The 14,078-nt window shown below is 51.6% G+C and carries 12 protein-coding genes and 4 pseudogenes; 5 read left to right on the top strand and 11 right to left on the bottom strand.

Translation table 11 applies throughout. The features are described 5' to 3' along the window. Positions 1-57: 57 nt before the first annotated feature. Positions 58-1,020 (top strand): annotated as a pseudogene (locus ACWWJF_RS12285) (IS481 family transposase); the annotation flags it as partial. A gap of 52 nt (positions 1,021-1,072) precedes the next feature. Here the strand turns inward: ACWWJF_RS12285 and ACWWJF_RS12280 are convergent. Next, positions 1,073-1,996 (bottom strand): IS5 family transposase, encoded by a 924-nt coding sequence (locus ACWWJF_RS12280; RefSeq protein WP_455868634.1) that lies wholly within the window; start codon positions 1,994-1,996, stop codon positions 1,073-1,075. A gap of 39 nt (positions 1,997-2,035) precedes the next feature. Between ACWWJF_RS12280 and ACWWJF_RS12275 the strand changes: the two genes are divergently transcribed. Next, complete coding sequence (locus ACWWJF_RS12275; RefSeq protein WP_455871276.1) at positions 2,036-2,158, top strand: hypothetical protein; 123 nt, start codon at positions 2,036-2,038, stop codon at positions 2,156-2,158. Between the two features lie 81 nt (positions 2,159-2,239). On the opposite strand, the gene ACWWJF_RS12270 is transcribed toward ACWWJF_RS12275, so the two are convergent. Continuing rightward, positions 2,240-2,782, bottom strand: coding sequence for a DUF2335 domain-containing protein (locus tag ACWWJF_RS12270; protein ID WP_455869600.1), 543 nt, complete (start codon positions 2,780-2,782; stop codon positions 2,240-2,242). Beyond that, positions 2,745-2,942 carry a hypothetical protein gene (locus ACWWJF_RS12265; protein ID WP_455869599.1) on the bottom strand — a complete coding sequence of 66 codons (198 nt, stop codon included), beginning with the start codon at positions 2,940-2,942 and terminating at the stop codon, positions 2,745-2,747. Before ACWWJF_RS12265 ends, ACWWJF_RS12270 begins: the two co-directional genes overlap by 38 nt. 154 nt (positions 2,943-3,096) lie before the next feature. Between ACWWJF_RS12265 and ACWWJF_RS12260 the strand changes: the two genes are divergently transcribed. Beyond that, positions 3,097-4,265, top strand: a protein-coding gene (locus ACWWJF_RS12260) for an IS3 family transposase (RefSeq protein ID WP_455869598.1) whose coding sequence is annotated in 2 segments (ribosomal slippage) — positions 3,097-3,352 and positions 3,352-4,265 — 1,170 coding nt in all. Because the reading frame shifts where the segments join, the coding sequence is not laid out codon by codon here. 3 nt (positions 4,266-4,268) lie between these two features. Here ACWWJF_RS12260 and ACWWJF_RS12255 read toward each other — a convergent pair. From ACWWJF_RS12255 to ACWWJF_RS12220, 8 genes and pseudogenes are all read right to left on the bottom strand, one after another. Then, the gene (locus tag ACWWJF_RS12255) at positions 4,269-4,502 is read right to left on the bottom strand and encodes a hypothetical protein (RefSeq protein ID WP_455869597.1); all 234 of its coding nucleotides are present in this window, start codon (positions 4,500-4,502) and stop codon (positions 4,269-4,271) included. A 98-nt stretch (positions 4,503-4,600) separates the two neighbouring features. Continuing rightward, entirely contained in the window at positions 4,601-4,837 is a 237-nt protein-coding gene (locus tag ACWWJF_RS12250; RefSeq protein ID WP_455869596.1) for a hypothetical protein, read from the bottom strand. Between the two features lie 24 nt (positions 4,838-4,861). Continuing rightward, positions 4,862-5,215, bottom strand: coding sequence for a hypothetical protein (locus ACWWJF_RS12245; RefSeq protein ID WP_455869595.1), 354 nt, complete (start codon positions 5,213-5,215; stop codon positions 4,862-4,864). Positions 5,216-5,525: 310 nt separating this feature from the next. Next, on the bottom strand, positions 5,526-6,683 hold the full coding sequence (locus tag ACWWJF_RS12240; protein ID WP_455869594.1) for an amidohydrolase: 1,158 nt from the start codon (positions 6,681-6,683) through the stop codon (positions 5,526-5,528). A gap of 93 nt (positions 6,684-6,776) precedes the next feature. Next, positions 6,777-7,538, bottom strand: coding sequence for an amino acid ABC transporter ATP-binding protein (locus ACWWJF_RS12235; RefSeq protein WP_455869593.1), 762 nt, complete (start codon positions 7,536-7,538; stop codon positions 6,777-6,779). A gap of 12 nt (positions 7,539-7,550) precedes the next feature. Further along, positions 7,551-8,216: pseudogene (locus ACWWJF_RS12230) on the bottom strand (amino acid ABC transporter permease). After that, positions 8,207-9,539: pseudogene (locus ACWWJF_RS12225) on the bottom strand (IS4 family transposase). Before ACWWJF_RS12225 ends, ACWWJF_RS12230 begins: the two co-directional pseudogenes overlap by 10 nt. A gap of 803 nt (positions 9,540-10,342) precedes the next feature. After that, a pseudogene (locus tag ACWWJF_RS12220) lies at positions 10,343-11,514 on the bottom strand (IS3 family transposase). 207 nt (positions 11,515-11,721) lie between these two features. Between ACWWJF_RS12220 and proV the strand changes: the two are divergent. Further along, entirely contained in the window at positions 11,722-12,924 is a 1,203-nt protein-coding gene (gene proV, locus ACWWJF_RS12215; protein WP_455869592.1) for a glycine betaine/L-proline ABC transporter ATP-binding protein ProV, read from the top strand. Beyond that, the gene (gene proW / locus ACWWJF_RS12210) at positions 12,917-14,059 is read left to right on the top strand and encodes a glycine betaine/L-proline ABC transporter permease ProW (protein WP_455869591.1); all 1,143 of its coding nucleotides are present in this window, start codon (positions 12,917-12,919) and stop codon (positions 14,057-14,059) included. The genes proV and proW overlap by 8 nt, the downstream gene beginning before the upstream one ends. Positions 14,060-14,078: the final 19 nt, after the last annotated feature.

Below are 14,078 nucleotides of genomic sequence, written 5' to 3'. Positions count from 1 at the left end.
GAGTTACCGGTTTTGATATGGGTGTCGAATCCTTATACAAAACACGAGGTAACTCTCATGCTTCATACTAACAATCCCATCATCAAACACAAAGTCGGCCTGCTCAATCTCGCCGAAGAACTCGGTAACGTATCAAAAGCCTGTAAAATCATGGGGGTGTCACGCGACACGTTTTATCGCTATCAGGAACTGGCGGCAGAAGGCGGCATTGACGCTCTGGTTAACCAAAACCGCCGGGTTCCCAACCTGAAAAACCGTGCTGATGAAGCCACTGAACGTGCGGTTGTTGATTACGCCATTGAGTTCCCGGCTCATGGCCAGCACCGGACCAGTAATCAGCTGCGTAAAAAAGGCGTCTTCATTTCTGGCAGCGGTGTGCGCTCCATTTGGCAACGACACGATCTGGAAAACTTTCGTAAGCGCCTGAAGGCACTTGAGGAAAAAGTTGCCAGAGAAGGCATCGTACTTACTGATGCTCAAATCGCTGCACTGGAGAAGAAGGCGCACGACGACGAAGCCTGTGGTGAAATAGAGACTGCTCACCCGGGTTATCTGGGGTCGCAGGACACCTTCTACGTGGGTAATCTGAAAGGTGTTGGCCGTATCTACCAGCAGACGTTCGTGGATACGTACTCGAAAGTGGCGCACTGCAAGCTTTACACGAGTAAAGCACCGATCTCTGCCGCCGACCTGCTCAATGATCGCGTGCTGCCGTTCTACGAAGCTCAGGGGCTGCCAATGCTAAGAATACTGACGGACAGGGGGACGGAGTACTGCGGTAAAGTGGAACAACATGACTATCAGCTGTACTTGGCTATCAACGATATAGACCATACGAAAACGAAAGCGATGTCTCCGCAGACAAACGGTATCTGCGAGCGCTTCCATAAAACTATTTTGCAGGATTTTTATCAGGTTGCGTTCCGTAAGACGTTATACGAGGACCTAGAAAGTCTACAAAAGGATCTGGACAACTGGTTGTGGCATTACAATAATGAGCGAACTCATCAGGGTAAAATGGGCTTTGTTGAATAAATCAGAACTTGTAACGACTGTGCCCCCAGGTCGATTGTTACGTGATGCGAATACTGTTCGGCATTCCTAATAGCGTGATCCGGTTAAGCGCTTTGACCATCGCCATGGCTTCACCCACCTGAGCATCGTAGTCACGCAGACTTAGATGACCACCCAGAAGCGTTTTGAACCGGAACATGGCCGTTTCAGCCACTGAGCGTCGGTGATAGCCCACTTTCTTTTTCCAGGTATCGTTGCTGCCGCTCAGGCGCTGATTTGCAACAGCGTGGTTACGCTCGTGGTAGTGGTCCGGCCAATATTGCGCCCCCCTTCGCGGCGGGATAAGCGGCCTTATTTTCTTCCTCAGCAGAGCATCATGGCAGTAACCTGTATCGTAAGCGCCGTCAGCCGATGCCTCTCTGATTTTCCGGTGGGTCTGGTTTATCAGTGCCGGTAGAGCCTGGGCATCAGTCGTACCACTGAGCGACAAATCCGCACAGATAATCTCATGCGTCGCACTGTCTACTGCCAGATGCAGCTTACGCCACACCCTGCGTCTGTCGGCACCATGCTGCCGGACTTTCCATTCGCCTTCGCCAAAGACCTTCAGGCCGGTTCCATCAATGACCAGATGTGAGATTTCACCACGGGTTGGCGTTTTTATGCTGATGTTCACTGTCTTTGCTCGCTTGCTGAGCAGCGAATAGTCTGGACAATGCAGCGACAATTTAATCAGTTTAAAAATCGAGTCAACAAAACCCTGTAAAGCCCTCAATGAAAGGCCAAACACGCGTTTCATCATCAGGACTGTGGTGATGGCCATATCTGAGTAGTGGAGCGGTCGTCCACGCCGTTCAGTAGTCGTTTTTTCCGTCCATGCAGCAATGGCTGATTCATCTAGCCATACGGTTAGAGAACCGCGCTGCTTGAGGGCCTTGTTATAGGAGGGCCAGTTAGTGATTTTAAAATTTTGTTTTGCCATGGAGACCTGATGTTGAAACAACTATGGTGATCTGATCCGATGATTACCCAAACTTTCTATTTATTCAACAAAGCCGGTAAAATGTGCTGCGGGCGTACGCCAATGGCCACGTTACTTGATGGTAAACGAGTCTGGGCAGAAAAAAATTTGAACCAGATTTAATCTGACAGACACCTGTATAAATAACCGGTAACTGTCAGATCAGGTCTGAGCTAATACAGTTAATTTGAAATGAATCGAAAATTACGTTTTTGTCGATGTATCTTCTGTTCGTTGCACGGGTTTCGTACTTCGTCTTCCTATGACAAAGACAGCAGCAAGGGCAACGAGATCAATGGTCACCAGAGCCATTGCAAATGCACTGCTTCCTGTGTAAGCAAAGTAACAGGCAATGAGCAAAATCAGAACAGTGACGCCAAACCCCATCCATTGCCCACGACGATCCTTTTTCAGCGCACCATCGATTGCCTTGTTCTGAATAGAATGTCGGTGCTTTTGCTCACGCTCTGTAAGTGAAAATATTCTTTCTGCCGCGCCGGGTAGCACCTGATTGTACTTTTCCAGTATATCCGGTGGGGGAAAAGGGCCGGTGAAGGTTTCGGTTCGTACCAGGTTACGAATTAGGTTAGGATTTCTGGACAAACGCTCAACAACATCAGGCGAAACTCTCCCGCGTAGCTCAGGATCAAGAGTAATTGCCTGATGCAACCCTTCTTTAAGCGCTACAGATGCCTCATCATCCTGAAGTTCAGGCTGCGTTATGATGTCCTGGTTCCTGACTTTCATGCTGTACCATCGCCCTCATATCCATTGCCACACGACAAACATCACCTTTGATTGCATCCTGATCGGATGTTTTATCTAACAATTCCAGATAGTTAGTTGATGGCCATATATCCAGTACGCTTGCAGCGGCATACAGATACGCTTTGATTGTTTCTGACATGGGGCCTCCGCACATCTATAAAACTTTGTTTGATTACAGCATAAACTCACGGGGGATGTCACGTAAACAGCAGTCTCAGTGTGTAGTGGCACACTGATACTGGCCACCTGATCGGAGGTGATATGCTCACCTCATCAACACGACAGGTGACCTCATGGGTAAACATTTTACGGCGGAATTTAAGCTCGAAGCCGCAAAGCTGGTTGTCGACCACGGCTACACATACGTTAAGGCCGCAGAGGCGGTTAATGTCAGCCATTCTGCCATTAGTCGCTGGGTCAATAAGCTTCGCCTTGAACGACAGGGAAAAACGCCAACGGGACTTCCTCTTACCCCTGAACAGCTCGAGCTGCGTGAGATGAAGAAAAAAGTCCAATGCCTTGAAATAGAGAACGAAATCCTAAAAAAGGCTACGGCGCTCTTAATGTCGGACTCACTCAACGGTTCACGGTAGTCGACAGGCTGAGGGCGCGATACCCGGTCACGGCGTTGTGCCAAATTTTTGAGGTACATCGCAGCAGCTACAGGCACTGGCAGGCTTCCGCTAATGAACCCGACGGTGAGCGCGTGGTTAAGTGTAGTCGCGTCATGGAAGCCTGGAACGCCAGCGGCGGCTCTGCCGGCGCTCGAAGTATCGCGACCATCGTCACCGGCAGCTCTGGTGTCAAAATGGGGCGCTGGCTGGCTGGCAAGCTGATGAAGGAGCTGGGTATCGCCAGCTGCCAGCGACCGGCTCACAAATACAAACGCGGCGGCAATGAACTCGTTGAAATACCGAACTATCTCAACCGCCAGTTCGCGGTTACCGCGCCGGATCAGGTCTGGTGCGGCGATGTGACCTACATCTGGACGGGCAAATGCTGGGCTTACCTTGCGGTGGTGCTAGACCTGTTCGCCCGCAAACCGGTGGGCTGGGCCATGTCGACGTCGCCGGACTCGGCGCTGACAGTTAAAGCGTTGCAGATGGCCTGGGAACTCCGGGGACAACCAACAGGAGTCATGTTCCACAGCGACCAGGGCAGCCACTATACCAGCCGTCAATACCGGCAAGCCCTGTGGCGCTGCCGGATAAAGCAGAGTATGAGTCGGCGGGGTAACTGCTGGGATAATGCGCCAATGGAGCGGTTCTTCCGCAGCCTGAAGACAGAATGGGTGCCGACAAAGGGTTACAACAGCTTCAGCGAAGCCCAGGACGCGATTATCCGCTACATCACGGGGTATTACAGCGCTATCCGGCCTCAATGGTATAACGGCGGCTTAACTCCAAACGAATCTGAGCGACTGTTCTACATACAGTCTAATGCGGTGGCCAATATTAGTTGACCACTACAGTTTGTCCGGCGTGCTGGTGACCACCCGCTTTGGCCCTAAACCTCCCATATGCAGCCACACGGTAGAAGAACCCGGTCCGCCGTTATAGATAAACGTGATCGGCCGATTCTCCGGCTTCGCCGTCTTCTCCACCGACTTAAAGTAGGCCACGTAGGACAAGGTCGCGATGGCTTTGTTGAATAAATAGATTTTATGCTGGCAGCCCAGTGAAACGACGGATCCTCGCAACGCAAAATCATGCAGTTAGGCTTCATGAGAAAACTGTACACCTGAGGGGACAAGCATTTTCTACCAAAAGTGGCTTGGCAAAACAGCATGACTCACTATTATTCAACAAAGCCGGTCGCGATCGGTTCATCGGGATCGTCCGTATTCAGTGCTAATGCGCCCGCTGCGGCACGATAATTAAAGCGCCCCTGGTTAAGTTTCACTTGCCCTTCACTCATCACAACATCACTCGGTGCCGGAGCCTGTTCCGGTACTGGCGGCGGTGATGCCATGGCAAACGCAGAGCTTAAGCATAAAGACATCATTATAAAAACAAAACGTTGCAAGTTATTCATGGTATTCCTTTTACATTACCATCCTTATGGGAACCATTTCGTTTCCGATGTCCATCCCCTCAATTTCATGCACTTATTGAAAAGGGCCTGGCGGCTACCACTATTAACATCCATCACATAACTTTGTGTTTCTGGTCGTTGCCCGCTGATATATTTTTCATTTTTACAGTCGTCCTTTTTCCCACACGGCAAATAGTAGGACGTATATCGCGTTCGCTGCGCCACTTCATTTTTCACAGGGAATTTTTCTTCGCTCAGCGTTTCACAGGCACCTTTCGAGATAGTGAAATCCTCAGCGTTTACGCTGCTTTTCACCCATTGCGTCGTACAACCAGAAAGCAGAAGTGTGGCAAACAATAATGTAAACTTAATATTCATTTCGATTCCTTTTAATACAGATTTCTTACCTTGGTCATAAAATTGTATTATTGGTTCATTTCTTGCATAGCAATTTATACGATCAATGACATATCATTTAACTTACGTTTAGTATTAAAAAGGGAAATATCGAACAAGAAATGAAAAGTATTTGGCTGTTTTGTCTAAATAAAAACAGGGATATAGCCTTAATAATTTACAGTACAAGACAACACGTTAACGCATTGAACGGCACCAGCGAACGCAACGTGAAAGATGAAGGATATACCAATAGATTATCCGCGCCGTAAACACGGCGCGGATGGAAACATCAGCGAGAAGACAGTTGTTCCAGGCTCTGTTTCGCCAACTGATGGAGGTAGTGCGCGGTAGGGAACAGTGCGCTGTCATCAACCCGGAATTTCGGATGATGCAGTGCATAATGCCCGCCCGAACCGACCATCATGAATGTACCCGGCAGTTTTTGCTGATAGAAGGCAAAATCCTCGCCAATCGGGCTGGCATCTAAGCGGCGCGCTTCAAAACCTTCTTCATCGGCAACACGCAGGGCAAAATCCACCCATTCCGGCGTGTTGACCACGGACGGCGGCCCGGCGTGCCAGATAAACTCGAGCTCAGCGCCAAAGGTGCTGGCAATACCTGCCACAATCTGGCGAAAGCGCTGTTCAATCAGATCGCGCGCTGTCTGGCTAAAGGTGCGTACCGTGCCTTCCACGTAGGCGGTATCTGGGATCACGTTCCAGGAACTGCCACTGTGTACCTGAGTGATTGACACCACGGCGGTATCATCCGCAGGCACCGTAAGGCTGATAATGGTCTGCACCGCACTAATCAACTGGCCGAGAATGATAATGGGGTCGTTACCTTCGTGAGGTTTGGCCGCATGGCAGCCTTTGGCAGCGATCTTGATTTCAAAACGATCCACGCCTGCCGTCAGCGCGCCATCTTTACCACCGACCACGCCAACTGGCAGCGTTGGGTCGTTATGAATGCCAAAGATGGCTGCCGCATTATCCAGCGCACCGGTCGCGATCACTTCTGGCGCGCCCAGCCCCGTTTCTTCCGCCGCCTGGAACAGAATGCACACGGTGCCCTTTAGCTCGTACTCAATACCTTTAAGCAAAATGGCGGCACCCAGCGCGGCAGATGAGTGAAAGTCGTGCCCGCAAGCGTGCATCACGCCCTGACGCTGAGAGGTGAATTCCACGCCGGACTCTTCTTCAATCGGCAGTGCATCGATATCCGAGCGCACGATAACCAACGGGCCATCCTGCACGCCGCCGACTTCTGCGACCAGGCCGGTTTTCAACGGCAGATCCAGAATGCGGATGCCTTCCTTCTCCAGCGCGGCGCGGATTTTCTTGGTGGTTTCAAATTCCTGGTTGGATAATTCAGGGTTCTGGTGCAGATCGTGCCGGAACGCCTGAATAAATTGCGCTAACGGCGCATGCTGAGGTGCTGTTTTCACGATGTTTTCTCCACACTGTCCGTGCTTAACGCCGCAGGATAAGCCCGCAGCGCGCAGGGTATTTTATCTAAATAGCTTGTTATCACCGCATCGTCAGATGTCGTATTCCGTATGTTCTGGCATCTTGGTCATCTGGCGCAAGAAACGCTGCGTCTGCGGGTTGTCAGAGAAACTGATCACCTGCTCGGCTGGTCCCTGCTCGACGATATGCCCATCGGCCATGAAAATCACCCGGTCAGCAACCTCTTTGGCAAACTGCATTTCATGGGTCACGATAACCATGGTGGTGCTGTTTTTCGCGAGATTTTGAATAACTTGCAGCACTTCGTGCACGCGTTCTGGATCCAGCGCCGAGGTTGGTTCATCAAACAGAATGGCTTTCGGGTCCACGGCCAGTGCACACGCGATACCCACGCGCTGCTGCTGCCCGCCGGACAAGGTCACCGGATACTGATGGGCTTCCGGCAACAGGCCAACCTGCTCGATAAGCCGAAGTCCAATCTCTTGCGCCTGCTTCTTCAGCATTTTTTTCACCACGATCAACGCTTCCGTGATGTTTTCCAGCGCAGTTTTATTCTTGAACAGGTTGTAGTTCTGGAACACCATCGCGGTCTGCTGACGCAGTGCGTAGGCTTCCTTGGTACTATAACGGCGTGTATCCAGTACGCGATCGCCAATTTCAATCGTGCCGGACTCTGGTTTTTCCAACAGGTTGAGGCAACGCAGCAGGGTGGATTTACCCGACCCTGAAGGGCCGATAATCGCCACCACTTCGCCCTGTGCGATATCCAGACTGATATTGTCCAGCACCACTTTGTCGCCAAAGCGTTTTGAGAGTTTTTTTACACTGATCATGGCGGCGTCTCCTTAGCGCTGTAATGAGTGGTTCAGTTTCTTTTCCAGCCAGTTTTGCAGTCTGGAATAAACGATGATGACCAGCCAATAAATCAGCCCTACCACCAGGAAGGTTTCAAAGAAACGCAGCGATTCAGCGGCGATCATTTTACCTTCAGCAAAGAGTTCAGATACGCCAAGTGCAAAGGCTACCGAGGTGTCTTTGATCAGCGAGATAAAGGTGTTACCTTTGGCAGGCAGCGCATTGAGCATCGCCTGCGGCAGTACGATACGGCGGTAAATCTGCGAACGATTCATGCCGATCGACAGCCCGGCTTCCGTTTGTCCCCAATCGACCGAGGCCAGCGCAGCGCGGAAAATCTCCGCCATGTACGCCGAGGTTTTTAGGCTAAAACCGATAATCGCCGCCGACATCGCGGTCAGATCGCTCAGCGCCGGGAACAGCTGCGGCAAACCGAAGTAGATGATAAATAACTGAACCAGCTAGGGAATGCCGCGAAATAGCGAGATATAAAACTCAATCACCTTCACCAATACCGTGATATTGCTTTCCCGCAGCAGCGCTAGCACCAGACCCAGTATCATGGCGAAAATCATGGATACCACGGCTAACAGCAGCGTGGTCGGTAAATAGAGCAAAACCTGAGGAAACACCTTCAGCCACCTCGTTATACACATCTCTGTTCGTGCCTGAGCGCGCGTAGCGTTTCGGCGGCCGTCATGACTTTCTGCAAGCCTTTCCAGATAGTTTTTGCGCCTGGTTCACCGTCGCCTTTTCGAGCAAGAAAGCCTCCGAGTTGCGCAACTAAGCGCAATACTTCGTTTAGCTTAGGGCGGCCCTTGGGCATACGCTTGTTCATCAGTGGGTAAGCGCCATGAGTCTCGTCGGAATCAAAGAACAACATTGCGTCCAGCTCTGGACAGGTTCGTCCCATACGCATTAAATAGGCGATGCGCCATGCCACGATCATGAACAGCGCCAATGCCCGCTCAATGCGATCCACGGTCGATAACTGTAACGCTTCGACACAGCAGCCGTTCTTCAGCACATTGAAGAACATCTCGATTTCCCATCTAGCCCGATACCAGTCGATCAGCTCCACGATATCTTCTCGTCCTTCAGGTACGCGATTGCTCAGCAACCGCCACTCGACCGGCTTCACGCCTGCTGGCGACTCAATTTCCTTGGCTATCACACAAGTCACTGCCAACCCGCAACGCAGCGACACTCGCTTCACGCGCAGCGCCTGTTTCACCGTACGCGCCTTCTGCCCCGCGCGAGCCGCCATAACGAATTGGATTTCTCCCACCGGCACGGTCTTTCCAACCTTCTGCCAAAGCTTCTCATTACAGTCCAGACTGCGATTATGAGTCGAGCGGATCAACCAGTCAGCCGGAGTGCCAAGGTCATCAGCGAGCTGCATCAACGCCTTGATATCCGCTTCGCGATCGGCTAAGTACACCAGACGTGTGTTTGGCAACTCCGAGGCGAGTTCAGCAACTCGCTCGTATCCCTCGAGCCAGCGCGTACTCTCCTTGATCCCATCGCGTTTTCCGTCTGCATCCTTCGGCTCTCTTGCCCACATCCACGCATCCAGTACGCCCAACCCCACGCGATCCGGACTGACCGCGTAGGTCGGATGCAGGTACAGACCACGCCTGGCTTCGTAGTTCAAGGGACCCAAGCCTTGGATTTGCTGCCCGTTGAAGTCAAGCTCGGTAGTGTCTTGGATACACAGCACAACCTCGTGTTCTCGGATCCTTTCCTGCGTACGCTGCCAGTGAGGTTGCAGAATGTCTCGCCATTCGAATGCTTGGTTCTCCATGAAGCGGTAAGCACCCAGCGTCTCAGACCATCCGAGGCACGCATGCGGAATGCCTGGCTTGCGGATTCTCAGCCAGCCGTATCAAAAGCCCTTTGGCGCGCTTATTGAGCCTCGTGTCACCAAGATTTACCCCTTCCAGTTCTTGGTGTGCCCAGCCATCTGAATCCCGTGTCATTTTTCAGCGCCGTAAATGGCGATAGTACACGTCGGTTTCACTTCATTTACAACCCCACCGGCTGCCTATTTCAGCCCGCTAACCCTTGGCATATAAGGCGTTGCGGACTTGTGTATAACGAGGTGCGCTCAGTCCGGTTGATGATTTGGGATCTTTATCGATTGATCAGATCGCTCAACTCGGACTGAGTTCCCTTCAGGTGATCTACTATTCGGAACAGTTATTTAGTTCAGCAGGGAGTAAGGGCTGGATGATAGCCCATGCTTCATCGGGAAGGTCGTAGCGAGTCGTAGTTCAAAATTATCTAGAAACAAACAGTTAGTATAACTCATGGGATTAAGGGACACAGCCTAATCTGAAAATAACCATCACAAAATAGCGATGTAAATCACCTTTATCACTGCAATCGCATAAGTAATTTCAAAAAAAATTACAATGTCATTCAAGCTCATTATTACCCACAACATACAGAAACGTAAAAACCATTTAAAACATCAAATTTCAAAACACACATAAAACTGATATTAAAACAAAAATTAATACAAAGCATAAATAAATAATATAAAAATCAGACAGTAAAAAATAAAGAAAAATGGTCTATCCAGCGACATGAAAATGTGTAGTGGTCAACTAATATTGGCCACCGCATTAGACTGTATGTAGAACAGTCGCTCAGATTCGTTTGGAGTTAAGCCCATATCGTTATACACATCTTTCTAACGCACTGTTTAATCAATGAGTTACGGGTTTATCTCAGAGTAGCATTTTGAACCTCAAAAAGCCAATGGGATGGCTTGAATGCCTTAATTCACGGGGTTCTGAGCATCCTGTTCAAAAAATGGCCAAAAGATGTGTATAACGATATGAGTTAAGCCGCCGTTATACCAGTGAGGCCGGATAGCGCTGTAATACCCCGTGATGTAGCGGATAATCGCGTCCTGGGCTTCGCTGAAGCTGTTGTAACCCTTTGTCGGCACCCATTCTGTCTTCAGGCTGCGGAAGAACCGCTCCATTGGCGCATTATCCCAGCAGTTACCCCGCCGACTCATACTCTGCTTTATCCGGCAGCGCCACAGGGCTTGCCGGTATTGACGGCTGGTATAGTGGCTGCCCTGGTCGCTGTGGAACATGACTCCTGTTGGTTGTCCCCGGAGTTCCCAGGCCATCTGCAACGCTTTAACTGTCAGCGCCGAGTCCGGCGACGTCGACATGGCTCAGCCCACCGGTTTGCGGGCGAACAGATCTAGCACCACCGCAAGGTAAGCCCAGCATTTGCCCGTCCAGATGTAGGTCACATCGCCGCACCAGACCTGATCCGGCGCGGTAACCGCGAACTGGCGGTTGAGATAGTTCGGTATTTCAACGTGTTCATTGCCGCCGCGTTTGTATTTGTGAGCCGGTCGCTGGCAGCTGGCGATACCCAGCTCCTTCATCAGCTTGCCAGCCAGCCAGCGCCCCATTTTGACACCAGAGCTGCCGGTGACGATGGTCGCGATACTTCGAGCGCCGGCAGAGCCGCCGCTGGCGTTCCAGGCTTCCATGACGCGACTACACTTAACCACGCGCTCACCGTCGGGTTCATTAGCGGAAGCCTGCCAGTGCCTGTAGCTGCTGCGATGTACCTCAAAAGTTTGGCACAACGCCGTGACCGGGTATCGCGCCCTCAGCCTGTCGACTACCGTGAACCGTTGAGTGAGTCCGACATTAAGAGCGCCGTAGCCTTTTTTAGTATTTCGTTCTCCATTTCAAGGCATTGGACTTTTTTCTTCATCTCACGCAGCTCGAGCTGTTCAGGGGTAAGAGGAAGTCCCGTTGGCGTTTTTCCCTGTCGTTCAAGGCGAAGCTTATTGACCCAGCGACTAATGGCAGAATGGCTGACATTAACCGCCTCTGCGGCCTTAACGTATGTGTAGCCGTGGTCGACAACCAGCTTTGCGGCTTCGAGCTTAAATTCCGCCGTAAAATGTTTACCCATGAGGTCACCTGTCGTGTTGATGAGGTGAGCATATCACCTCCGATCAGGTGGCTAGTATCAGTGTGCCACTACAATGAATATCCTCATAGCACCACTCGCGGCACAAAGGGTTGCCTCAGAACCTGAGTATGATAGGGTATGGCGTGTTTTCACATTCATCAGGACAGAAATATAGAACGATAAATCACAGAGGAATTTTATCATTTCATGGCAATAAAACTCGAAGTAAAGCATCTCTATAAAATATTTGGCGAGCACCCTGACAGGGCATTCAAACTGATAGACAAAGGGCTAAACAAAGATCAGATCTTTGAAAAAACCGGGCTCACTGTCGGCGTAAAAGACGCCAATCTGGCCATTGAAGAAGGCGAGATATTCGTCATCATGGGATTATCCGGCTCGGGTAAATCCACACTGGTACGCCTTCTCAATCGTCTGATTGAACCGACTAGCGGTCAGGTACTGATCGACGGCGAAAACATCGCCGAGGTATCAGACACAGAACTGCGCGCCCTGCGCCGCAAAAAAATCAGCATGGTGTTCCAGTCATTCGCCTTGATGCCGCACCTGAGCGTGTTGGCTAACACCGCGTTTGGCATGGAGTTGGCAGGTGTCGATAAAGCACAGCGTGAACAGAAAGCGCTCGAAGCACTGCAACAGGTAGGGCTCGAAGCTTATGCCAATACCTATCCGGATGAGCTTTCTGGCGGGATGCGCCAACGTGTCGGTCTGGCGCGTGCACTGGCAAACGATCCCGATATTCTGCTGATGGATGAAGCGTTTTCAGCGCTCGATCCGCTTATCCGTACTGAAATGCAAGATGAGTTGGTGAAACTGCAATCGCGCCACCAGCGTACCATCGTGTTTATTTCACACGATCTGGACGAAGCCATGCGCATCGGCGATCGCATCGCCATCATGCACGGTGGTGAAGTGATCCAGGTCGGCACACCGGATGAAATTCTCAATAACCCGGCTAATGACTATGTGCGTACCTTCTTCCGTGGTGTGGATATCAGCCACGTGTTCAGTGCGAAAGATATTGCGCGTCGTCGTCCCGTTACCTTGATCCGCAAAACGCCCGGCGTTGGGCCGCGCTCGGCGCTCAAGATCCTACAGGATGATGATCGTGAATATGGCTACGTGCTGGAAAAAGGGAAAAAATTTATCGGCGTCGTGTCTATCGATTCGCTGAAAAAAGCACTGCACGCGCAAGAACCGCTGGAACAGGCTTTGCTGCCCGACCCTGCCCCCGTGCCCGCAGATATGTCACTCAACGAACTGATTTCACAGGTTGCACAGGCCCCCTGCGCCGTACCGGTCATCGGTGAGAACAGTGAATATATCGGCATTATTTCCAAGGGCATGCTGTTACAGGCATTAGACAAGGAGGGCAGCAACAATGACTAACGGAACCAATCCGTGGGAAACCACACAAACACCGGTCAATGCTGCCGAACAGGCAGCCGCCAGCAGCAATGGCGATCCCTGGTCATCGGCAGCACAAAGTGCATCGGCTTCGGGTGACGCTGCAACTAACAGTGCAGATGCCTGGGTCGCACCCGCTCAGGATGCCGCCCAGTCTGGCGCTGATTGGCTAAACAGCGCCCCAGCACCGGCTCAGGAACACTTTTCGCTGTTAGATCCGTTCAAAGACACGTTGATTCCGTTGGATCATTGGGTCACCGGGGGGATCGACTGGCTGGTACTGCATTTCCGTCCGCTGTTTCAAGGCATTCGCGTACCGGTTGACATCATTCTCAACGGTTTCCAGCAGGAGCTGCTAGGCATGCAAGCCCCAGTCGCCATTTTGGTGTTCTCCCTTATCGCCTGGCAGATGTCATCACTGGGTATGGGCGCGGCAACGCTGATATCGCTGGTCGCCATCGGTGCTATCGGTGCCTGGTCACAGGCTATGGTCACGCTGGCACTGGTATTAACCGCCCTGTTCTTTTGCATGCTGCTTGGTCTGCCGCTCGGCATCTGGCTGGCGCGCAGTGAGCGTGCGGCAAAAGTGGTACGCCCGCTGCTCGACGCCATGCAAACCACACCGGCGTTTGTGTATTTGGTGCCGATTGTCATGCTGTTTGGCATCGGGAATGTGCCCGGCGTGGTGGTCACGATTATCTTTGCGCTGCCACCAATTGTACGTTTGACCATCCTCGGTATCAGGCAGGTGCCCGCCGATCTGGTAGAAGCCGCTGAGTCCTTTGGAGCCAGTCCGCGCCAGATGCTGTTCAAAGTACAGTTGCCGTTGGCAATGCCCACCATCATGGCGGGTGTTAACCAGACGCTGATGCTCGCGCTCTCCATGGTGGTCATTGCTTCGATGATCGCAGTGGGAGGATTGGGACAGATGGTGCTGCGCGGTATCGGGCGTCTGGATATGGGACTGGCTGCCGTGGGCGGCGTCGGGATCGTTATTCTTGCCATCATTTTGGACCGATTGACCCAGTCTCTGGGGCGTGACCGCCGTAGCCGTGGTAATCAATCCTGGTATCGCACCGGTCCGTTGGGGCTGATTTTACGCCCGTTCACTCGTTAATCACACGACAACATAAAGA

The sequence above is a fragment of the Symbiopectobacterium sp. Eva_TO genome (assembly GCF_053848865.1).
This window is presented reverse-complemented; position numbering and strand designations above follow the sequence as displayed.